The sequence below is a fragment of the Flavobacterium sp. GSA192 genome (assembly GCF_006386525.1).
Classification (GTDB): domain Bacteria; phylum Bacteroidota; class Bacteroidia; order Flavobacteriales; family Flavobacteriaceae; genus Flavobacterium; species Flavobacterium commune.
On the sequence record NZ_VAHC01000005.1, the window covers coordinates 181,900 to 203,372 of the forward strand.

Genomic DNA, 21,473 nt, shown 5'->3' on the forward strand with positions numbered 1-21,473 from the left:
CATTAAAACCCGATAGTTATTGAAAACATATCGGGTCTAATTGGAAAATTATCGAATTGTATTTATTTCAATTGCATTGCTGCAATGATGTTTTTTATTTTTTCGTCTAAGATGTTTTCTACTTCATTGAAGTTTTCTACGGCATCCAATTCAGTATTTACGCTGATGTAGAATTTGATTTTTGGTTCAGTTCCACTAGGTCTTGCACAAATTTTAGAACCGTCTTCAGTATAATAAATCAACACATTAGATTTTGGCATATCCATAATTGATTCTTCTCCGTCCAATAAATTTTTGGCAATAGATGATTGATAATCTTCGACCATAACAACACGTTGTCCGTTGATTTCTTTCAATGGATTTTCTCTCAGGTCAATCATCATTTGGTTGATTTCCTGTAAGCCTTCCATTCCTTTTTTAGTTAATGAAACGAGGTACTCTTTGAAAAATCCGTGGTCAACGTATAGTTTTAGTAATTCTTTGTAAACCGTGCTTCCGTTAGCTTTTGCTTGTGCTGCCACTTCGCAAATTAATAAGGTTGCAGCAACGGCATCTTTATCACGAACCGCATCGCCCACCATGTAGCCAAAACTTTCTTCTCCACCACCAATGAATTGTAGTTCAGGGAAATCTTTAATCATTTTGGCAATCCATTTGAAACCGGTTAAACCTACTTTGAAATTAACTCCATAAGCCGAAGCCAATTCCATAATCATAGGAGTAGAAACAATAGTAGAGCCTACAAATTGTTTTCCGTTTATTTTGCCTGCTTTTTTCCATTTTTCCAGTAAAAATGCAGTCATTAAAATCATCGTTTGATTTCCGTTCAATAAGGTCATTTCGCCTTCGTTATTACGAACAGCAATCCCTAAACGATCACAATCAGGGTCCGTACCAATAACAATATCGGCATTTGTTTTATCGGCAAGAGCCAATGCTAAAGTTAAAGCTTCCGGTTCTTCAGGATTTGGAGATTTTACGGTAGGGAAATCACCATTAGGAATAGCTTGTTCTTCAACAATATGTACGTTTTTGTAACCAGCTTGTACAAAAGTTTCAGGCATTACAGTAATAGAAGTCCCGTGAAGTGAAGTAAAAACAATGTTTAGATTGTCTTTTGCTTCAGCAGGAGTATTGAAACTAGCGTTTTCAATAGTTGATTTTATAAAGGCCTGGTCAACTTCTTCGTCAATATATTCAATCAAATCTTCATTTGCATCAAATTTGATTTCGTTATAATTTAATGATTCAATAGCATTGATAATCGCTTCGTCTTCCGGCGGAACAATTTGTCCTCCGTCTTGCCAATATACTTTGTATCCGTTGTATTCAGGAGGGTTATGTGAAGCAGTCAAAACAATTCCGCATTGGCAACCTAAATGTCTCAATGCAAAAGACAATTCTGGTGTAGGTCTCAGATCTGAAAAAAGGTAAACCTGAATTCCATTGGCCGAGAAAACATCAGCAACAACTTTTGCTAATGATTTACTGTTATGACGACAGTCGAAAGCAATAACGGCTTTAATAGCTTGGTTTGGAAAAACAGATTTCAAATAATTTGAAAGTCCCTGAGTGCTTTTTCCAAGCGTGTATTTATTGATTCGGTTGTTTCCAACACCCATAATACCGCGCATTCCTCCAGTTCCAAATTCTAAATTTTTATAGAAACTCTCTTCAAGTTCTTTTGGTGAATTTGCGATTAATTTTTTAAGTTCTTCTTGAGTTGCGGCATCAAATGTTGGACTTTGCCACTCATTAACTGCATCTAAAATATGTTGTTTACTTTCCATTTTCTTGCGTTTTACAGTTTTAGTTTTTAGTTGGTCGTTTTTAGTTTTTTATTTATAAGAAATTAATCTCATTTGATATTTTGTAGCGTTCTTCATTGTTTTTAGTGCGTAAAATAATTTCGCCTAAAAATCCAGCTAAAAATAATTGTGTTCCTAATATCATTGTGGTCAATGCAATGTAAAACCAAGGGTTGTTTGTCACTAAACTGTAACGCATGTTGTTGTACATGTGGTACAATTTAGAAAAACCAATATATCCCGCCAGTAAAAAACCAATAATAAACATTAAAGAACCAATGGCTCCGAATAAGTGCATAGGTCTTTTTCCAAAACGTGATAGGAACCAAATGGTGATTAAATCCAGGAAACCGTTGATGAAACGTTCCATACCAAATTTAGTTTCACCGTATTTTCGAGCCTGATGTTGGACCACTTTTTCGCCAATTTTTCCAAATCCGGCATTTTTTGCCAAAACAGGAATGTATCGGTGCATTTCGCCAGAAACTTCGATGTTTTTTACTACCACATTTCGATACGCTTTTAATCCGCAGTTAAAATCATTTAATTCTACTCCCGAGGTTTTTCGGGCAGCCCAGTTAAATAATTTAGAAGGAAGATTTTTAGCCACAACCGAGTCGTAACGCTTTTTTTTCCATCCTGAAACCAAGTCAAAATTTTGTTGGGTAATCATTTCGTATAATCCCGGGATTTCATCGGGACTATCCTGTAGGTCGGCATCCATGGTGATGATAACATCGCCTTGAGCTTTTGCAAAACCGGCATGTAAAGCCTGCGATTTACCGAAATTCTTCATGAATCGAATGCCTTTTACATGAGTGTTTTCGGTAGCAAATCCCTGGATAATAGACCAGGATTTGTCAGAACTTCCGTCGTCAAGAAATATAATTTCATAAGAATAACGGTTTTCCTGCATTACTTTAATAATCCAGGTATAAAGTTCTTGAAGTGATTCTTCTTCGTTGAGAAGTGGTATTAATATAGATAAATTCATCGATTTTTATTCTTGTGATGAGGGTTTGCTTTTAAAGAAAGCAGCCAAAATTAAACCAAAAATGGTGCAGAAAACAATATTAGATAAAGAACCTTTTAAGAGTCCTGAAACCGAAAATTGGTCGTTTTCTTTTAAATCAGCAATTGCTTTGTTGATTCCTTCTGCCGGGGCATTGAACTTTTCCATGGCAGCAATCATGTATTTAATAGTTAGTTCTTTGACGGTATCTTTGGCAGCAGGATCAAAAATATTAAATAGTATAATATTGAAAACAACTGAAATTGCAATTCCGATTAAAGCCGAGATAAAATAAGTAGTAAATGCGTCTTTGAAGGTAAAAATACCTTGAAATTCTTTTTTAGTTTTGACCAATAATCCAATGGCAATGATTAAATACAATGCTAAATTGGAAAAACCAATCCACGGTGATGTGAATAAATTTAAATCGATAGAATAGATTAAAGTGGTAATTAAAACGGAGGTTAAACCGGTGATAATTCCAAAAGTAATCCCGTTTTTTTTGATAGTTTCATGAATCATTGTCCGATGCTTTCAATTAAGCAACAAATATAGTAATTCCCTCTATATTGAAGAGTAAAAAACTGCTTTTAGCTATTTATATAAAAAAAAGAAATAAAGATTTGTTTATTGAAAAATAATTGTATTTTTGCATCCTCAAAATAATATAAATAAAAAGTTATAATTGATTTATACCTTTTCTGTTAAAAGGAAAGCTTCAAAATGAGTTATAACCAAACAAATAAAAAAGATTCAAGATGAAAAAAGGTGTACACCCAGAAAATTACAGATTAGTTGCTTTTAAAGACATGTCTAATGACGACGTTTTTATCACTAAATCTACAGCAGAAACAAAAGAAACAATCGTACACGAAGGTGTAGAATATCCAGTTGTAAAAATGGAGATTTCTAGAACTTCTCACCCTTTTTACACAGGTAAATCTAAACTTATCGATACTGCAGGACGTATTGATAAATTCAAAACTAAATATGCTAAACACATTAAATAATTTTAATTTGTTTTTAAATAAATCAAGCCTTCCTTTTGGGAGGCTTTTTTATTTTTATCTTTTTGAAAACTTTGTAACTTTGGCTCGGGTTTTAAGAAAAAACTCAATTAATAAATTTGACATCGTATGAATTATATACTTTTTGACGGACCGGTTCGTAATGCTTTATTGCCATTTACTTTTACCCGTCCGGTAGCGGATATTTTGATTGGGATTTTAACAATTCGTCAAAAATGGGAAAAATATTTGGGTTCAACCATTACTACTTTGACTGAGGAATATTTGTCTGCTAAATATCCGATGGTGGAATTAGAAGAAAATGTGATGATTAATGCTTCCTTTCTTCCAAATGCAGTTCTGGCGGAAATGGTTTCGAATTTAGAATCCAATCAGGCTATTTTTAAAGGTGAGGAAGTAATTGCTTTTTATACTAATGACAGTCAGGATGAAGTCGATTTTGATAATTATGAAATTATCGAATTCAACGATGATTGTTTGACGCTGAATGCTACTTGGGATATTTTCTCTAAAAATGACGCTGCCATTCGGGAAGATTTTGAGTTTTTAACCGAAGATCGAAAATCGCAGCCTATTCCTAAAAGTGTGAATGTAATTGCGCCGGAAAATATCTTTATTGAAGAAGGAGCACAATTGGAATTTGTAACATTAAATGCTTCAACAGGTCCTATTTATATAGGAAAAGATACTTTGATAATGGAAGGTTCTTTAATTCGTGGCCCTTTTGCTTTGTGTGAAGGTGCTGTTGTTAAAATGGGGGCTAAGGTTTATGGTGCTACAACAGTTGGAACTTATTCTAAAATTGGAGGAGAGATTAATAATTCAGTTCTGTTTGCTTATTCAAATAAAGGACATGAAGGCTTTTTAGGGAATTCGGTTTTAGGCGAATGGTGTAATATTGGTGCTGATAGTAATAATTCGAACCTGAAAAACAATTATGAAGAGGTGAAATTGTGGAGCTATGAAACCGAAGGTTTTGCTAAAACAGGATTGCAGTTTTGCGGCTTGATGATGGGGGATCACAGTAAATGTGGAATCAATACTATGTTTAATACCGGAACTGTGGTAGGAGTGAGTTCTAATATTTTTGGAAGCGGATTTCCTCGCAATTTTGTTCCTAGTTTTTCATGGGGAGGAGCTGCAGGATTTTCTACTTATATAACTAAGAAGGCGTTTGAAACGGCTAAATTGGTAATGGGAAGAAGAAATATTGAATTTGACGAAAAAGAAGCGGCTATTTTAGAGCATGTTTTTGAAGAAACTAAAAAGTGGCGAAAAGAATAGTTTTATAATAAAATTTGAAAATAATTTAACCGTAGATTCGCAGATTTTTTAAATTGGCGAATTTGCGGTTTTTTAGTTTTGGAAGGAAAATTAACAATTGTCTAATTGTTTAATTAAGCTATCTTTGCATTTTTAATTTTTTTAGAATTTTGGAACTTCTTGCTTCTGACTTCTAACCTCTAACTTTAAATAATGATTACAATTAACGACATATCCGTGCAGTTTGGCGGAACGACTCTTTTTAGTGATGTTTCTTTTGCTATCAATGAGAACGATAAAATTGCCCTTATGGGTAAAAATGGTGCGGGAAAATCAACTTTGTTGAAAATTATTGCAGGAAACAGCAAGCCTTCAACGGGAAGTATTTCGGCTCCTAAAGATGCGGTTGTGGCTTATTTGCCGCAGCATTTGTTGACTACAGACGGGGCTACGGTGATGGAAGAAGCTTCAAAAGCTTTTTCGGAAGTTTTTAGTATGAAAGCTGAAATTGATGAAATCAATGAGCAATTGACTGTTCGTACTGATTACGAAAGCGATGAGTACATGAAATTAATCGAAAGAGTTTCTGACTTAAGTGAGAAATTTTATGCTATCGAAGAGATTAATTACGAAGCTGAAGTAGAAAAAATCCTGAAAGGATTGGGGTTTGTTAGTGAGGATTTTTCACGTCAAACATCTGAGTTTTCAGGGGGATGGAGAATGCGAATTGAATTGGCTAAAATTTTATTGCGCAAACCGGATTTGATTTTACTGGATGAGCCAACGAATCACATGGATATTGAAAGTATTCAGTGGTTAGAGGATTTCCTGATTAATTCGGCTAAGGCGGTGGTGGTGATTTCTCACGATAGAGCTTTTGTTGATAATATTACTAATCGTACTATTGAAGTAACGATGGGAAGAATTTACGATTATAAGGCTAAATATTCTCATTATTTAGAATTACGTAAAGACCGCAGAATTCACCAACAAAAAGCATACGATGAGCAACAAAAACTGATTGCAGATAACCGTGCTTTTATCGAGCGTTTTAAAGGAACTTTCTCTAAAACTGATGCGGTTCAGTCTCGTGTTAGAATGTTAGAAAAGTTAGAGATTGTTCAGGTGGACGAAGTAGATACTTCGGCTTTGCGATTGAAATTTCCTCCGGCAGCCCGTTCAGGTCAATATCCTGTTGTTGTTAAGGATTTATCTAAGTCTTACGGCGATCATGTGGTGTTTAAAGATGCCAATATTGTTATTGAAAGAGGGCAAAAAGTAGCTTTTGTAGGTAAAAATGGTGAAGGAAAATCGACTATGATTAAAGCCATCATGAAAGAAATAGGTATTGATGGCGGAAGTTTAGAAATAGGGCATAATGCTCAAATTGGGTATTTTGCTCAAAATCAAGCGTCATTATTAGATGAAAATGCTACTATTTTTGAAACTATTGATGCTATTGCTGTGGGTGATATCCGTACGCAAATCAAGAATATTTTAGGAGCATTTATGTTTCAGGGGGATGATATTACTAAAAAAGTAAAAGTGCTTTCAGGAGGAGAAAAAACGCGTTTGGCAATGATTAAATTATTGTTGGAACCGGTGAATTTATTAATTCTGGATGAGCCTTCGAATCACCTGGATATGAAAACCAAAGATATCATTAAAGATGCGTTACGTGATTTTGACGGAACTCTGATTCTGGTTTCTCACGACCGTGATTTCCTTGACGGATTAGCAACTAAGGTTTTTGAATTTGGAAACAAAAGAGTAGTAGAGCATTTTGAAGATATTTCCGGTTTCTTAGCACATAAGAAAATGGATAGCATGAAAGAAATTGAAAAATAATTTTTTTCTAAATAAATTTAGAAAGGCATAAGTTGATTCTTGTGCCTTTTTTTTATGGACTTAAATTCGTATTCCGGGAGGAAGTAATTCTTTGTAAGAAGGATTCTTTTTGAAAAATTGTACTATTCTGGGGTAGGTAGGGACAACTTTTAATCGTTGTTCGATGGCATTGTCTAAGATGGTTTTGATTAGGTTGTCGATAAATTCTTCGTTTTTAAATTCTTCAGGGCTGTTTATTTTTGTCAAAAATATTTTTCGTTCCTGAAAAGAATATTCTACGGTTATGAGTCCTTCGGCGGTTGTGGTTTCAAATTGTCTGGCAAAAGCGTTGTCTTTAATTTCTATTGTTGTAATTGGTTCCATAATTTTGTTTTTTTTGAATTAAGACTAATAAGGTTGAGATTGAGTATTTTTGTGAATACTCAATTTTTATAAACGAACCATTTGTATTGTGATTTTTTAGATGAAAAATGGAAATGCAAAGTTAAGTATTTGAAAATCAAAACAGAGTGTTTTGTGTTTTCATTTTGTGTCGTTATGATAAAAGAGTGTTTTCGTATTAGGCGGGCTCTGTAAAAAACTTTAAATTAGTTGTTTTATAAATTGAGATTTAAAACCCAATTATGAGTAAAATTCCTGTGTATTTCATGCCTGGATTAGCGGCAAATCCTTTGATTTTTGAAAAAATTAAACTGGATGAAACGCTGTTTGAGGTTTTTTATTTAGAATGGGAAATTCCTGAATGCAATGAAATATTGGAAGATTATGCAAAGCGAATGGCGTTAAAAATAAAAGAAGAAAATCCTGTTTTGATAGGAGTTTCTTTTGGCGGAATTGTGGTGCAGGAAATGGCAAAATACATTCGGGCTAAAAAAATAATTGTTATTTCGAGCGTGAAATCGAAGTTTGAATTTCCAAAACGAATAAAATTGGCTAAATCAACTTTGATTTATAAGTTAATACCCATTAGGCTGATATTAAAGTTGGGTAAGTTAGCGCAAATGGTATGTGGGAAAAAATTCTCGCACAGAATGCAATTGTACGATACTTTTTTGTCGGTTCGGGATGTGAATTATTTAGAATGGGCGATTGAAAAAGTAGTGCTTTGGAACTGTACAGTGGCTGATGAGCGCGTGATTCACATTCATGGTGATAAAGACTGGATGTTTCCTATTAAGAATATAGAGAAATGTATTGTTGTAGAAGGAGGGACTCATGTGATGATTTTTACCAAATACCGTTGGTTTAATACTCACTTATCTGATATTATTTTAGGGAGTAGTTTTAAAAATTCCAATCCTGAAGTTTCGGGATAAAATTCCAAATTTCAGTTTTTAGAGAGAAATTTTAATCAGATTGCTTCCTTCTTTGTAAAAAAAAAATCCCAAACTCTTAGAATTTGGGATTTTGATATTGTTGTTTCAGAAAAAATTAGATTTTCTTCATTTGTTCTTTCATCATGTTGATTTGATCTTTCAACATATTTTGTTTGTCCAGCTTTTTAACTTCGCTAATCAAATTAGTTGCTTCTAATTTTCTGCGGCGAGACAAGGCGATTCCTGCAAGATTTAATTTGGCTACAGCCAAATCCATATCCATAGACAATCCTAGTTCGATAGCTTTCTTGAAATATTTTTCAGACTGATTGATATTTGTTTGCGAAAGCATAATTCCGTGAAGATAGTTGAAGTATCCTTGTTGCTTTCTTATTAATGCCGATTCAGGATTTTTAATATGAGAAAGCCATTTTTGAGCACCTTCAAAATCTTGTTTTCTTAGTTTTAAGAAAGCCAGTAAGATGAATTCGTTTCTATAATAAAGAAAAACCGGGATTGCAGTTAGTAATAGTAAGAAGATTCCGTTTCCGATATTATTCTCTGTGAATTGCCAAATACTAGTAATTACGATAAGTCCGGCAATAATAAGTTTGATATTCTTGTTTAACATGATGGGTATATAATTTGTGTTTGCAAATATAGTAAAAGGAATTAAAAATATTTTTATAAAACTTCTTGCCAGAAAAAAAAGTCTTTGTATATTTGCACTCGGTTTTGGAATAACCACTATTTGAAAATAAAAAGATACATATAAATAAGTTTTAAAGATACAAAGCAATGAGCAAAAGAACGTTTCAACCATCGAAAAGAAAAAGAAGAAATAAACACGGATTTATGGACAGAATGGCTTCTGCTAATGGAAGAAAAGTTCTTGCGCGTAGAAGAGCTAAAGGAAGACATAAATTAACTGTTTCTAGCGAGCCTAGACACAAAAAATAATGTTTGTATAAACATAAATAAGGGCGTTACTTTTTTTAGTACCGCCCTTTTTTATACCTTGTCGAAAATAAAACTCAAACTTAAGATTTATAGTGAGTTGCGTCATTTTAAACGGATAGTATTGAGAAATAAAAAACTTGAAAAAACAATAATTACATCATAATGCCAAAAGACACTTCAATAAAATCAGTTTTAATTATAGGTTCAGGTCCTATCGTTATTGGTCAAGCTTGCGAATTTGATTACGCAGGATCACAATCAGCACGTTCTATTCGTGAAGAAGGAATTGAGGTTATCCTTATTAATTCGAACCCTGCTACAATTATGACCGACCCTTCTATGGCGGATCATATTTATTTGAAGCCTTTAACTACAAAATCGATCATTGAAATCCTGAAAGAGCATCCGCAAATTGATGCTGTATTGCCTACAATGGGAGGACAAACAGCTCTTAACTTGTGTTTAGAGGCTCAGGAAAAAGGAATTTGGGATGATTTTGGGGTAAGATTGATTGGGGTTGATGTTAATGCCATTAATATTACTGAAGACAGAGATCAGTTTAAAGACCTTTTAAAGAAAATAGGTGTACCTACAGCTCCTGCTGAAATTTGTACTTCTTATTTAAGAGGAAAAGAAATTGCTCAGGAATTTGGTTTTCCATTAGTAATCCGTCCTTCGTTTACGCTTGGAGGAACAGGAGCTTCTATCGTTTACAAGCCAGAAGACTTTGATAGATTGTTGACTGCAGGACTTGAAGCATCGCCAATTCACGAAGTTTTGATTGACAAAGCTTTGATGGGATGGAAAGAATATGAATTAGAACTTTTAAGAGATAAGAATGATAATGTTGTAATTATCTGTTCTATCGAAAATATGGATCCAATGGGAATTCATACTGGTGATTCGATTACAGTAGCGCCAGCGATGACATTGTCGGATACTACTTTCCAAAAATTACGTGATTACGCTATCCTGATGATGCGTAGTATTGGAAATTTTGCCGGAGGATGTAATGTACAGTTTGCGGTTTCTCCTGACGAAAAAGAAGATATCGTAGCTATCGAAATCAACCCTCGTGTATCTCGTTCATCAGCTTTAGCTTCTAAAGCAACAGGTTATCCAATTGCAAAAATTGCATCTAAATTAGCTTTAGGGTATAACTTAGACGAGTTACAAAACCAAATTACAAAATCTACTTCGGCTTTATTCGAGCCAACATTGGATTATGTAATTGTAAAAATACCACGTTGGAACTTTGATAAATTTGAAGGTTCTGACAGAACTTTAGGACTTCAAATGAAATCAGTAGGTGAGGTAATGGGTATTGGACGTTCGTTCCAGGAAGCTTTACACAAAGCCACTCAATCATTGGAAATCAAAAGAAATGGTTTAGGAGCTGACGGAAAAGGATATACTAATTACGAACAAATCATTGAAAAACTAACTTATGCAAGTTGGGATCGTGTTTTTGTAATTTATGATGCTATCGCAATGGGAATTCCGTTGAGCCGTATCCACGAAATTACTAAAATCGATATGTGGTTCTTGAAACAATACGAAGAATTACATACACTTGAGAAAGAAATTGCTAAATATACAGTTGCAACTTTGCCAAAAGAATTGTTGCTTGAAGCGAAACAAAAAGGTTTTGCCGACAGACAAATTGCGCACATGATGGGATGTATGGAAAGCGAAGTTCACGCTTTACGTATGACCATGAACATTAGCCGTGTATTCAAACTGGTTGATACCTGTGCGGCTGAGTTTAAAGCAAAAACACCATACTATTATTCAACTTTTGAAGCTGAGATTGAAAAAGCAGACGGAACTCGTTATGTAGATAATGAAAGTGTAGTAACTGATAAAAAGAAAATCATTGTTTTAGGTTCAGGACCAAACCGTATCGGACAAGGCATTGAGTTTGATTACTCTTGTGTACACGGAGTTTTGGCTTCTAAAGAATGTGGTTACGAAACTATCATGATTAACTGTAACCCTGAAACGGTTTCGACTGACTTTGATACAGCTGATAAATTATACTTTGAACCAGTATTCTGGGAACATATTTACGACATTATCCAACACGAAAAACCGGAAGGTGTTATCGTTCAGTTGGGAGGTCAAACAGCTTTGAAATTAGCTGAGAAATTGTCTAAATACGGTGTGAAAATCATCGGAACTAGTTTTGATGCACTGGATTTAGCTGAAGACAGAGGACGTTTCTCTGACTTATTGACCGACTTGAAGATTCCTTTCCCTAAATTCGGAATTGCTGAAACAGCTGACGAAGCTTCGGCTTTAGCAGACCAATTGGATTTCCCATTATTGATTCGTCCTTCTTATGTATTGGGTGGTCAGGGAATGAAAATTGTAATCAACAAACAAGAATTAGAAGAGCACGTTGTTAACTTGCTAAAAACAATTCCGGGGAACAAATTACTTTTAGACCACTATTTAGATGGAGCTATCGAAGCAGAAGCAGATGCTATTTGTGACGCTGATGGAAATGTTTACATCATCGGAATTATGGAGCATATCGAGCCTTGTGGAGTTCACTCCGGAGATTCTAATGCAACCTTGCCTCCTTTTAACTTAGGAGAGTTTGTGATGCAACAAATCAAAGATCACACACAAAAAATTGCTGTAGCTTTGAAAACAGTTGGTTTAATCAATATCCAGTTTGCTATCAAAGATGATACGGTTTACATCATCGAAGCTAATCCAAGAGCGTCTCGTACCGTTCCATTTATTGCAAAAGCTTACGGAGAGCCTTATGTAAACTATGCAACTAAGGTAATGTTAGGACACAGTAAAGTAACTGATTTTGATTTTAATCCACAATTAAACGGATTTGCCATCAAACAACCGGTATTCTCTTTCAGTAAATTCCCTAACGTAAACAAAGCTTTAGGACCTGAGATGAAATCAACAGGAGAAAGCATCTTGTTTATTGATGACTTAAAAGACGATCAATTCTACGAATTGTATTCTAGAAGAAAAATGTATTTGAGTAAATAATCTCAGATTCTAAATATAGAAATAGGCTGTCCCACAAAGACAGCCTATTTTTTTGTTTTAAATTTTTGGAGCAGACATTCAATCTATTTAAGAAACTAAGTTCCTGCTGTTCGCTATATTCCCGATAACAAAAACTACGGCAAAAAATGCCTTGTTTTTCTAAATCGGGAGATACCGCTGCCATCAGGGCTAGATAGTATGATTGTTTTTCATAATGAAAACCCCAGCCAGTTTTGTCATTCCGAAGAATGAGGAATCTCATAAAGTAACTCGGTAAAATTACAAATCCGTGTTACAAGGAATGTTTTAGTGTGATTGCGTCGCTATCGCTCGCAATGACTTAAACCGCCTGGTGTGTCATTGCTTCATTCCGATAACTATAGGAATGAAGTGTTTTAAAATCTTCTCTATTACAAACCTAAATTAGGCAATACAAAAGATTTAGTATTAGGATGTAGCCTTATCCATAATCCCGGATTGGTATTTAATTGAAGTACTGCTTCTTCTTTATTGGAACTCAGCTGGGTATTAAGCACATTTGCGTAAGTTTTAATTTTAGAAGGAGCAGAATCGGCATCGACTACGGATTGAACAATCTTTTTGGCTTGTAATATCGCAGCTGGGCCTAAGGTGAGAATATACTCAGCAGATCTACATTCTTTTTCATCACTTTCATTTACAAGGCTTCCACCAGCTTTAAATTTGCTAATATGGTGCTCTAAAATAGTACTGGATATTGGGATTATCCCTGCAATATGATGGCTTTGTGCTCCAGAGAAAGGTTTAATATAAGCAAGATGTGATGCTTGATTTTCTTCCGGGCCATGACCAATAAAAAAGATATCCAAACCACCTAATTCTTCCAATTTTGTCAAATATTCTACGAGTGCCGACTCTATATCTTTGGTATCTGTTCGCATTGGGGTAAAGCTTTTTATTTTTTTGAAAAAAGCATCCCCTAAAATACGTTCAAAATCCCTGACAAAACTAAAACTATTATCCATGCTCAAAGGCGCAAGGGCATCCTGGGTGAAAACATTGAGTCTGGCAAGTAGATCGTCCTGTTGTGATGACTTAGCCAGTTCTCCCAGCAAACGATGCAATTCCTGAGCACCTCTACCGCCAAGAAGCGCAATATTAATATCACCTTCTTTTGATTTTGCAGTGCTGTAAAGTTCATTTAGCATTGCCTGACCCACTTCGGCCTCACTACTAAGAACAGTGGGGTTAACACCATAATCAGTAAAATTAAATTCTTGTTCGCTCTTCTGAGACAACCATACATTATTGTTGTCTTCGTATCGCGTAAATTTTGAGTTGATTGTCATTGTATTATTGTTTATTCTGATTTTTTTACTATAAAGTATGCATGGACTTTTATAATGATTATTGTTAATGAATTAAGTTCACAGCCGCAAAGTTAGAAACTTTGCGGAGTTGGTTGTAATTAATTTTTTAACACTCCAACTATCCACAAACTTGTGCTGCTGACGGAGGAAGCATCTTTGCCACTAACTAGACAAAGCTACTCATTGCTGTTTTAAAAGTTATAAATCTTCGCATCTGTGCGGAAAAGTATTGCGGAGATTCCTCCTTCGTCGGAAAGACAAACTGGGCGGTTTTGGTTTGTGTAAAAGAACGTTTTAAAGTAGTTTTACCTACAAACTTGTCCTGCTGACGAAGGAAGCATCTTTGCCACTAACTCGACAAAGTATATTATTTTGTCCAGTTTTTATTGATTATTTGCTCACTGTTGTGGGCACGGAAAGCATTTCGGTGTTAACGGCTTAACTCTGTCAAACCAATTCTAATTAATCACCAAATCAAAATGGTCTGGAATACTATCTCGTGGACTTTCTGTTGAAAAAAGTTTTTGCATTTGATCTTTTCTACATTTTAGAATTAATGTATCTCCTGAATAAATTTCTATTTCTTTGATATCCCAAAAATCAGGTCTAGTATGCATTTGTCCTGCAAATTCATATGATTTGGAGGGATTAATTCTGAATGTATAATCATTGGGATTTTCTTTGTCAAATAAATAACCTTTTTCTAAATACTCTTTACGTCTTTTATCAACAGCATCATTATCAATTTTTACATTAACAGTGATTTGGTTTTTTGAATTGTTTATAATAGATGAAGCATAGTATCTTTCGCAAGATGTTAGAGTTAGAGAAAATAAAATAAATATTAAAATAACATTTTTATAAAAAATCATAAGTATTTTTTTTCGTTTTTCTTCTTTAAAATCTCACCCAACTCAAAAATATACGAAACAAACCTTCATATATAAATCCAAAATCGGGTAGATTGGCGAAGTTTTATTTCGTTTTATTCTTTTTTCAAATATAGAAATTTAATCTTACAAACCACAACTTTATTCTTTTTGATCATTTATGCGTTTTTTGTGCTTCGCCCAGAAAAATAAGCCTTCCGAAGTAAAAATATTAATGTGAATTCCGCTATTTATTTAAAATAAAAAATCCTTTTTGAAATGTTTGTTTACACTACAAAAAGGATTTTCGATATCTTTTAGAGTCAATACTTTTGTCAGTCTGTCCCCAAGTTTCGGGTAATGCCATTAAGTTAAGGGATTGTAACTTTGTGTTTAAACCATCCCTCCTTTGGAGGAGTGTGTTATGCTAATTAATCGGCTTGTTTGATTTGAATTGCAATTGCCTTAATATGTTCTTCATCAGTTCCACAACAGCCCCCAAATACATTCAAATGCTTAAAGCTCTTTTTTAATTTTTTATGCTCCATGCCTAACTCTTGAGGATTTCCTCTATCTAGCTCGGTAGCTTCATCCAATTCTGAATGACTTTTACAGGAGGCGTTTGCTCTAATGCCCTTAATTCTGGAAGTCCACTCTTTGTTGCCTTTTTGAAGCTCATGAAAAAAATGTGTAGGATGAGCACAGTTAATCATATAATATATTGGCGGATTCAATGTACTATTGTCAACTTGTTTAATGGCTTCTTTTAAGTCCATTCCGCTAGGAAGTTTGCCGTCGGTTTCAACGGTAAAAGAAATTACAGTAGGGAGCTTGTTCGCATTTGCTGCAAGCGTTATGCCAATCGCTTCTTCAACATAATTCATTGTAATGGCAGAAATAACATCAACAGCTGTTTGACTAAGAATGTCTATTTGAGTTGAATGGTATTTTTGAGCTTCTTCTGCTGTCATTTTGTTTTCAGATTTGTATCCATCTCCTCGCGGTCCAATACATCCACTAATGAGGATATTGTTAATCTTGTTTTTAAATTCATTTTTTAAGTCAACCATAAGCAGGATTGCTTTGTTGTTAATTTCTGAAATTGATGACTTTGAATAACCTATGGTTTCTATCCAGTCGGGATTGGCACGCCAGGTAGGACTTTCTAAAATGAAATTCATTTCCATTTTCTCCGCAATATTTAAATAGCTTTTGTAGTAGTCCTTCAATACATTGTATCCTTGTTCGTCCTTTAATAAATCAAAAGCAGCAAAGGAAGGAAGTTTTAAGCCTTTTAAGAAAATTAGCGTTGTTTCCAAGCCTCCATCAGTTAAAAATAAATCTGAAGTTTTATGTGGTAGTTGTTTGCTATCTATCATGGTCTTAATTTTTTGCATTAACGTTTTGGTGATACAGTGGTTAAAAACCGATACTCACAGCTGCAAAGTTGGAAATTTACCGAATCTGGTTTTTTTATATTTTAGTTTTACTTGTATTTCGAAAAAATTCCGGAATCGGTTGCTGTCCACAAACAGCATTTTTGACCACAGGCTTTTAGTGCGCTATTAGTCCAACTGTTACAGGTTTTAAAGATGCTATAACTTCCGTTTGCTTCATAAAAAGCATCGGTTTTACCATAATTAGCATCGGTTATTATTGGAATAAAATTACCCGAAGCATCTTTTTGAAAACTATTGGTAATATAAGTAATCAGGCGTTGGTATTGTTCTTTACTAATGCGCATTGATTTGCAGTCGTTGCCTAATTTCATTTGTTTGTAATAAGTCGCATGAATAGCAGTGGTGCTTAATCCTGATACTGCCTTAAGTGCAACCGAAGCTTTTAGGTCAGACCATTCGGGAGTTTCTAAATAAAAACCTTTGTCTCCCCAGCCCATCGCAATATAGTTGTAAGTGGAATCAGCCGCTTGGGTGTTTTTAAATTGAATTTGTTGGCTCCAATCCATTTGCTCGCTTGTTGTAGGCATTACAATATCGGTATGTACACCATTTGTCAGGATGAAAATTTCAACTTCCGGTTTTGTATCCGCTTCTTTTTCAATTGTAATTTTCGAAAGGAGGTAGGCTACGATTACGTACAGTAAAATAAGTCCCAAAAGGAATAAAACTAATTTTAAAAGAATTTTAAATGTATTTTTCAAGTTAATTTTTGATTGAAATTTAACCAAATTTAATTAAATAATTATGACTGTCCGCTAAGCGGACTAAATAAAAAAACAGGTCACAATCCCGATAGCTATCGGGACTGATTGAACAGATTTTTGCTGATTATTATATGAAAATTTGTTTTTATCAGTTTAAATCTGTGTCATCCGTGTCATTTTCAAAATTGGTACAGTAACGGATTGTTATATAATAAAAGCTCCAAAATTGGAGCTTTTATTGATTCTAAAGTTGTATTTCTCTCGGTTCTAAACGAGTTAAGTCCATATTTTCCGGAGTGTGAAGTATCATTGGGAATTTTTCTATTTTCACCGAACTGCTATCCAATCCAAAGGCACTTTCTTCGGATAAACTTAATTTCTTGATTAGGAAGTACGAATTCATGATGATGTTTTCGTGCCATTTTATATCGTTATCATTCGATAAAAATTTCTCTGAAAGCACAAATTTAAAGTCGCCAATAATGTTGTTCTTGTTCAGTGATTCATAACGGCTTCTAATATCTACTTCGCCATTTTTAACCATGTCTTTAATAACTTCTTTAAACATCAGGTTGATTTTTGTAGGTTCTCTAAATCCTAAATTAAAGTCAACACGATACATATCGTCTTTAAGTATTTCGGTCACTCTATACTCCGTTTTATAAGGTTCGGTCAGGATATTTACGTGTACAAACCAATAGATATCGGCTCTTTTAGGTCTTTTTTGAAGGATAGAGTACATTACTTTTTCTTCTATTTCATCAACTCTTCCGGCATTAGTCATATAAACTAAATGGGTGGCATATTTAGGAATACTCATGTCTACGCTTAACTCGCTCAATACTTTTATATAATCTTGAACTTTGACAATTTTAGTGTAGCTTTTAGTAATTTTTTTGGCTGTAAACCAAATTGACATTATCGAAATTAAAACAATTGCAATAATTAAGGTTACATAACCTCCATCGGCAAATTTAGTGATATTAGCGGCTAAAAAGCTTAATTCGATTAATAGGTAAATGGTAATTAATGGCACCATAAAGTATAATTTTACTCTTTTCATTATCAAATAAAAATTGAGTAAAATGGTGGTCATGATCATACATAAAATAATGGCTAAACCATAAGCATGCTCCATATTGCTGGATTCTTCAAAATGCAGAACGATTCCAACGCAACCTAAGAATAACAACCAGTTGATGGACGGAATATACAATTGTCCCTGTAATTCGGTTGGGTAATTGATTTTTACCTTTGGCCAAAAATTAAGTCGCATGGCCTCGTTTATTAAGGTGAACGAACCACTAATTAAAGCCTGTGAAGCAATAACTGCCGCTGTTGTTGCAATTACAATTCCGAAAGGCTGAAACCAATCGTCCATTATCAAATAGAAAGGATTTCCGTTTTTTCCGCCTAAACTTTGTAATGTTTCTCCTTCGTTAGTAATAAGGTAAGCTCCTTGTCCAAAATAGTTTAAGACCAAGGTTGATTTAACAAAGAGCCAACTGATACGGATGTTTTTTCTTCCGCAATGTCCCATGTCTGAATATAGTGCTTCGGCTCCTGTGGTACATAAAAAGACAAATCCAAGTACAAAAAATCCATCGGGATGAATTGTCAATAAATGATAAGCGTAGTATGGGTTGAAGGCTTTGAATACTTCGGGATGTTTAGCTATTTGAATAATACCTAATATACCAAGCATACTAAACCAGATAAGCATCATTGGAGCAAAGAATTTACCAACGAGTTTGGTTCCGAATTGTTGAATGGTAAAAAGAACAAATAAGATTCCGATAACAATGGGTACCGTGTTTATTTCAGGGTAATAGGTTCTAATACCTTCTACTGCAGAAGAAACCGAAACGGGAGGAGTTATAATTCCGTCGGCTAACAAGGCGCTACCTCCAATGATGGCGGGTACAATGAGCCATCTGATTTTGGTTTTTTTTACTAAGGCATACAGGGCAAAAATTCCACCTTCACCATGGTTGTCAGCATTTAAAGTAATGATAACGTATTTGATGGTAGTTTGCAAAGTTAATGTCCAAAATACAGCTGATATTCCTCCCAGAACTTCATCGGCATTGATGGTGTGAGTTCCTAAAATAGCTTTCATTACGTATAGTGGAGAAGTACCAATATCACCGTATATAATTCCTAATGTAATTAATAAGCCTCCTAGCGTTAATTTGCTGTGTAAAGTTCTGTGTGCGCTCATGAATAATTTGGTAAAGGCATCAAATTTACTCATTTTTAAGTAAATCAAAACTTATTTATTTTAAAAAACAAAAAAACACGACCAATTGATCGTGTTTTAATAATAGCAGTTTATTTTGTTAGATTCTTCGGTTGTTATTTCTGGAAGAATTGTTGTTTTCCTGATTAGAACCTCTGCTTCTGCCAGATTCAGCTCTTTGTGGGGCAGCAGCCGGAGTGCTTGGTCTTGAATATGTCCCTCTGCTTTGACTGTTATCTCTTGTACTTTGTGCTGCTCTTTGTGAGCTGCTTTCTTGTCTGGGAGCATACGATCTTGTTGACGGATTTTGCTGTGATGATGCGTTTTGTCTTGAATTTTCTGAGTTGTTTTGATTGTATGTTCTGCCAGATCCGCCTTGAGCTGAGTTTCCTCTAGAATAATTGTTATTACTATTGTTATTGTATGTTTTATTCGATTCTGTTTGTGCTTTATTTCCTCTCGAATAATTACTATTACTATTACTATTACTATTACTATTGTATGTTCTATTAGGTTCAGTTTGCACTTTATTCTCTCTCGAATAATTGCTATTGTTATTACTATTGTAATTTCTAGAGTTGTTGTTTTGTCTGGAAGCGGCTAATCGGTTATCATTATAGTCTCTTGTTGTGTTTTGTCTGGCTGTACTGCTGTTAGTTCTGTTTTGAGTATAATCTCTTGATGTTTCTCTTCTTTGCGGAGCATTGTATTGTCTTCCGGTTGAATTCCTGCTATTTGAATAGTTGTTACTATATCTGGAACCTCTTCTTTGATCTAATTCGTAACGATTAGTATAATTGCTGTATCTTCTTGAAAAAGCATAGTTTGGATAACGTCTTTCATAAGCATAGGAACGTCTGGTGTTGTAAAGAGAAATGGCAATATTACTTCTTCTATAGCTTACATAATTGTAATAGTTGTTAAAATTTACACATAAATTAATATTGTTTCTGTATCTATATATAGGATAGGGTCTCCAGGAATAGTAGTATGACGGATAGTAATTCCAATACCAGTTAGATACATAAGGACGATAATTACTAGCCCAGAAAGAAGCATAAATTAATGGTGTAGTATAATAAACGGGTTCGTAAATGTAATTAGGTCCATACATATATTCGTTACCAATAAATTGTACTTGTACACTATTGTTGTTTCTTTCAATATCGATTGTTGCTACGTCCTGATAAACATCGCGATCTAAAACCGATTGAATAATTACTACGTGGGTATTGTATTCTACTGATTCTATTACACGCAAGTAATCGACTTCATTATCATTATTTAAGTCTAAATTAGAAATTTGTAGTTCAGGGTCGTTTAAACGTCTTTCAAAATCTTCCAGATTTCTGGAGTCTCCAAAAATAGATGCAACCGCTCTTAAATCGAGGTTGTCGCTAATTTCGTTACTCATTGCGTTTACTGAGCTTCTTTGAGCTTCTGTTTGTATGCTAAAAAAAGAAGCTATAAGGCTTAAGAATATTATTTTATTTTTCATGGCGACTGTATTTTTACATTTGATAATTTGCAATATCCAATTACTGTGCCAATTAATTTGAAGTGCTTTTGTATTTGAAAGATGCGCTATAATAACGCATAAATTAAGCTTATAGTATCAATGAAAAAGCCGTCTCGTTTTTTTTTAAACAAGACGGCTTTTGCTGTATTTTTTAATGTTTTATCTTCTTTTTGATCTGTCTCCGTATTGTTGGAGTAATTTTCGATTAAAATCGTCTTCGGCTTTTTTTAATTTAATGATTTTTGTTGCCGGTAAAATAGCTCTTAGACTCTTGCTGAATTTTTTTCGCAATAAAAATAATTCCTCGTCGGTGGCTTCCATTTGCGAAAGCAGCAAAGCAGCATCTTTTTCACTCATTTTGCTGAGTGCATCATCACTGAATTTATGCTTATAGGTTTTCATTTTTTGATGTCTTATTTCAAATTGTTTGTTGTCATAAGCATTGTAAAGAGGCCAGAATTTTTCTGACTCCTGAGAACTCAGATTGAGTTCAGTAGTTAAAAAAGCAACTTTTAAGGATTTAATTTGTTCCTTTTTATCGTTGAAATTTTCCTGAGCATAGAAGCTTAAAGAAAATAATAATAGTAGTGGTAAAATTTTTTTGAAACTCATCTTCTGCATTTTTATAGTATTATTCAATAATATAATGTTCTAAATTGTTGTTGTTTATTAAGATTTCCTCAATAGTATTGTCTTCTAAAACAATATTTGTAGTGGTGTTAATGTTGTTAATATCTTCTTCGTCCAGTTCGTTAATTAAATCATATTGATTTACATTAGACTGATAACTTAAGTAATTTTCTAAAGTTACCGTATCAATTTCATTGGAACGGCTCGCATTATTTATAAGTGTTGGTATTGCTAAAGCTAAAACAAAAACAGCGGCAACCATCATAATAATTGTTTTCTTTCTTTGAAACAGCGAGATGGTTTTGGGTTCGTTTTTAGGCAATTGTTCGAGTAGATTTGCCGAGAAATTTTCGAAAAAATCATCCGGTGCTTTGAATCCTGACTCGATTTTAGGGTTGGTATTTAATTTGAATTCTTTCATGATAGCTATTTGACTAAATTAAATTGAAA

19 protein-coding genes are annotated in these 21,473 nt (G+C 34.1%); 6 read left to right on the forward strand and 13 right to left on the reverse strand.

Annotation, left to right across the window (positions count from 1 at the left end; genetic code table 11):
* Positions 1-62: 62 nt before the first annotated feature.
* From FDM27_RS11730 to FDM27_RS11740, 3 genes are read right to left on the reverse strand one after another with little or no spacing between them, the layout of a single operon-like run.
* Complete coding sequence (locus FDM27_RS11730; RefSeq protein WP_140486686.1) at positions 63-1,790, reverse strand: phospho-sugar mutase; 1,728 nt, start codon at positions 1,788-1,790, stop codon at positions 63-65.
* A 52-nt stretch (positions 1,791-1,842) separates the two neighbouring features.
* A complete protein-coding gene (locus tag FDM27_RS11735) occupies positions 1,843-2,802 on the reverse strand; it encodes a glycosyltransferase family 2 protein (RefSeq protein WP_140486688.1) in 960 nt (319 codons plus the stop codon).
* Positions 2,803-2,808: 6 nt separating this feature from the next.
* Positions 2,809-3,342, reverse strand: a complete 534-nt coding sequence (locus tag FDM27_RS11740) for a DUF4199 domain-containing protein (RefSeq protein WP_071183495.1) — start codon at positions 3,340-3,342, stop codon at positions 2,809-2,811.
* A 236-nt stretch (positions 3,343-3,578) separates the two neighbouring features.
* Here FDM27_RS11740 and FDM27_RS11745 point away from each other — a divergent pair, with 236 nt between their 5' ends.
* From FDM27_RS11745 to FDM27_RS11755, 3 genes are all read left to right on the forward strand, one after another.
* Entirely contained in the window at positions 3,579-3,830 is a 252-nt protein-coding gene (locus tag FDM27_RS11745; protein ID WP_026714974.1) for a type B 50S ribosomal protein L31, read from the forward strand.
* A 126-nt stretch (positions 3,831-3,956) separates the two neighbouring features.
* Positions 3,957-5,132, forward strand: a complete 1,176-nt coding sequence (locus FDM27_RS11750; protein WP_140486690.1) for a GlmU family protein — start codon at positions 3,957-3,959, stop codon at positions 5,130-5,132.
* Positions 5,133-5,324: 192 nt separating this feature from the next.
* Positions 5,325-6,959 (forward strand): ABC-F family ATP-binding cassette domain-containing protein, encoded by a 1,635-nt coding sequence (locus FDM27_RS11755; protein ID WP_140486692.1) that lies wholly within the window; start codon positions 5,325-5,327, stop codon positions 6,957-6,959.
* A 60-nt stretch (positions 6,960-7,019) separates the two neighbouring features.
* Here the strand turns inward: FDM27_RS11755 and FDM27_RS11760 are convergent, their stop codons facing one another.
* Positions 7,020-7,322, reverse strand: coding sequence for a GNAT family N-acetyltransferase (locus FDM27_RS11760; protein ID WP_255510523.1), 303 nt, complete (start codon positions 7,320-7,322; stop codon positions 7,020-7,022).
* Between the two features lie 260 nt (positions 7,323-7,582).
* On the opposite strand from FDM27_RS11760, the gene FDM27_RS11765 reads away from it, so the two are divergent.
* Positions 7,583-8,275 carry an alpha/beta hydrolase gene (locus tag FDM27_RS11765; protein WP_140486694.1) on the forward strand — a complete coding sequence of 231 codons (693 nt, stop codon included), beginning with the start codon at positions 7,583-7,585 and terminating at the stop codon, positions 8,273-8,275.
* Between the two features lie 115 nt (positions 8,276-8,390).
* Here the strand turns inward: FDM27_RS11765 and FDM27_RS11770 are convergent, their stop codons facing one another.
* Complete coding sequence (locus tag FDM27_RS11770) at positions 8,391-8,906, reverse strand: hypothetical protein (RefSeq protein ID WP_071183491.1); 516 nt, start codon at positions 8,904-8,906, stop codon at positions 8,391-8,393.
* Positions 8,907-9,073: 167 nt separating this feature from the next.
* Here FDM27_RS11770 and rpmH point away from each other — a divergent pair, with 167 nt between their 5' ends.
* A complete protein-coding gene (gene rpmH / locus FDM27_RS11775; RefSeq protein ID WP_008464848.1) occupies positions 9,074-9,235 on the forward strand; it encodes a 50S ribosomal protein L34 in 162 nt (53 codons plus the stop codon).
* Between the two features lie 162 nt (positions 9,236-9,397).
* Positions 9,398-12,253, forward strand: a complete 2,856-nt coding sequence (carB, locus tag FDM27_RS11780) for a carbamoyl-phosphate synthase large subunit (protein WP_071183490.1) — start codon at positions 9,398-9,400, stop codon at positions 12,251-12,253.
* A 410-nt stretch (positions 12,254-12,663) separates the two neighbouring features.
* Here the strand turns inward: carB and FDM27_RS11785 are convergent, their stop codons facing one another.
* The 8 genes from FDM27_RS11785 to FDM27_RS11820 all read right to left on the reverse strand — a co-directional run bounded on the left by FDM27_RS11785 (position 12,664) and on the right by FDM27_RS11820 (position 21,444).
* Complete coding sequence (locus FDM27_RS11785) at positions 12,664-13,581, reverse strand: 6-phosphogluconolactonase (protein WP_140486709.1); 918 nt, start codon at positions 13,579-13,581, stop codon at positions 12,664-12,666.
* Between the two features lie 479 nt (positions 13,582-14,060).
* Positions 14,061-14,474 carry a hypothetical protein gene (locus FDM27_RS11790; RefSeq protein WP_140486711.1) on the reverse strand — a complete coding sequence of 138 codons (414 nt, stop codon included), beginning with the start codon at positions 14,472-14,474 and terminating at the stop codon, positions 14,061-14,063.
* A gap of 428 nt (positions 14,475-14,902) precedes the next feature.
* Positions 14,903-15,850 (reverse strand): homocysteine S-methyltransferase family protein, encoded by a 948-nt coding sequence (locus FDM27_RS11795; protein ID WP_140486713.1) that lies wholly within the window; start codon positions 15,848-15,850, stop codon positions 14,903-14,905.
* A 107-nt stretch (positions 15,851-15,957) separates the two neighbouring features.
* Positions 15,958-16,632 carry a TIGR02117 family protein gene (locus tag FDM27_RS11800; protein WP_140486715.1) on the reverse strand — a complete coding sequence of 225 codons (675 nt, stop codon included), beginning with the start codon at positions 16,630-16,632 and terminating at the stop codon, positions 15,958-15,960.
* 247 nt (positions 16,633-16,879) lie between these two features.
* Positions 16,880-18,856, reverse strand: coding sequence for a KUP/HAK/KT family potassium transporter (locus FDM27_RS11805; RefSeq protein WP_140486967.1), 1,977 nt, complete (start codon positions 18,854-18,856; stop codon positions 16,880-16,882).
* Positions 18,857-18,974: 118 nt separating this feature from the next.
* Positions 18,975-20,372 carry a hypothetical protein gene (locus FDM27_RS11810; RefSeq protein ID WP_140486718.1) on the reverse strand — a complete coding sequence of 466 codons (1,398 nt, stop codon included), beginning with the start codon at positions 20,370-20,372 and terminating at the stop codon, positions 18,975-18,977.
* A gap of 180 nt (positions 20,373-20,552) precedes the next feature.
* Complete coding sequence (locus FDM27_RS11815; RefSeq protein ID WP_140486720.1) at positions 20,553-21,005, reverse strand: sensor of ECF-type sigma factor; 453 nt, start codon at positions 21,003-21,005, stop codon at positions 20,553-20,555.
* 19 nt (positions 21,006-21,024) lie between these two features.
* The gene (locus tag FDM27_RS11820) at positions 21,025-21,444 is read right to left on the reverse strand and encodes a hypothetical protein (protein WP_140486722.1); all 420 of its coding nucleotides are present in this window, start codon (positions 21,442-21,444) and stop codon (positions 21,025-21,027) included.
* Positions 21,445-21,473 lie beyond the last annotated feature (29 nt).

Excerpts from the sequence above, each read along its gene's own strand:
- FDM27_RS11805 (WP_140486967.1), bottom strand. The coding sequence starts at position 18,856 with ATGAGCGCACACAGAACTTTACACAGCAAATTAACGCTAGGAGGCTTA.
- FDM27_RS11740 (WP_071183495.1), bottom strand. The coding sequence starts at position 3,342 with ATGATTCATGAAACTATCAAAAAAAACGGGATTACTTTTGGAATTATC.
- FDM27_RS11810 (WP_140486718.1), bottom strand. The coding sequence starts at position 20,372 with ATGAAAAATAAAATAATATTCTTAAGCCTTATAGCTTCTTTTTTTAGC.
- FDM27_RS11730 (WP_140486686.1), bottom strand. The coding sequence starts at position 1,790 with ATGGAAAGTAAACAACATATTTTAGATGCAGTTAATGAGTGGCAAAGT.
- FDM27_RS11770 (WP_071183491.1), bottom strand. The coding sequence starts at position 8,906 with ATGTTAAACAAGAATATCAAACTTATTATTGCCGGACTTATCGTAATT.
- FDM27_RS11745 (WP_026714974.1), top strand. The coding sequence starts at position 3,579 with ATGAAAAAAGGTGTACACCCAGAAAATTACAGATTAGTTGCTTTTAAA.
- FDM27_RS11735 (WP_140486688.1), bottom strand. The coding sequence starts at position 2,802 with ATGAATTTATCTATATTAATACCACTTCTCAACGAAGAAGAATCACTT.
- FDM27_RS11815 (WP_140486720.1), bottom strand. The coding sequence starts at position 21,005 with ATGAGTTTCAAAAAAATTTTACCACTACTATTATTATTTTCTTTAAGC.
- FDM27_RS11785 (WP_140486709.1), bottom strand. The coding sequence starts at position 13,581 with ATGACAATCAACTCAAAATTTACGCGATACGAAGACAACAATAATGTA.
- FDM27_RS11750 (WP_140486690.1), top strand. The coding sequence starts at position 3,957 with ATGAATTATATACTTTTTGACGGACCGGTTCGTAATGCTTTATTGCCA.
- FDM27_RS11795 (WP_140486713.1), bottom strand. The coding sequence starts at position 15,850 with ATGATAGATAGCAAACAACTACCACATAAAACTTCAGATTTATTTTTA.
- FDM27_RS11760 (WP_255510523.1), bottom strand. The coding sequence starts at position 7,322 with ATGGAACCAATTACAACAATAGAAATTAAAGACAACGCTTTTGCCAGA.
- carB (WP_071183490.1), top strand. The coding sequence starts at position 9,398 with ATGCCAAAAGACACTTCAATAAAATCAGTTTTAATTATAGGTTCAGGT.
- FDM27_RS11765 (WP_140486694.1), top strand. The coding sequence starts at position 7,583 with ATGAGTAAAATTCCTGTGTATTTCATGCCTGGATTAGCGGCAAATCCT.
- FDM27_RS11790 (WP_140486711.1), bottom strand. The coding sequence starts at position 14,474 with ATGATTTTTTATAAAAATGTTATTTTAATATTTATTTTATTTTCTCTA.
- FDM27_RS11755 (WP_140486692.1), top strand. The coding sequence starts at position 5,325 with ATGATTACAATTAACGACATATCCGTGCAGTTTGGCGGAACGACTCTT.
- rpmH (WP_008464848.1), top strand. The coding sequence starts at position 9,074 with ATGAGCAAAAGAACGTTTCAACCATCGAAAAGAAAAAGAAGAAATAAA.
- FDM27_RS11820 (WP_140486722.1), bottom strand. The coding sequence starts at position 21,444 with ATGAAAGAATTCAAATTAAATACCAACCCTAAAATCGAGTCAGGATTC.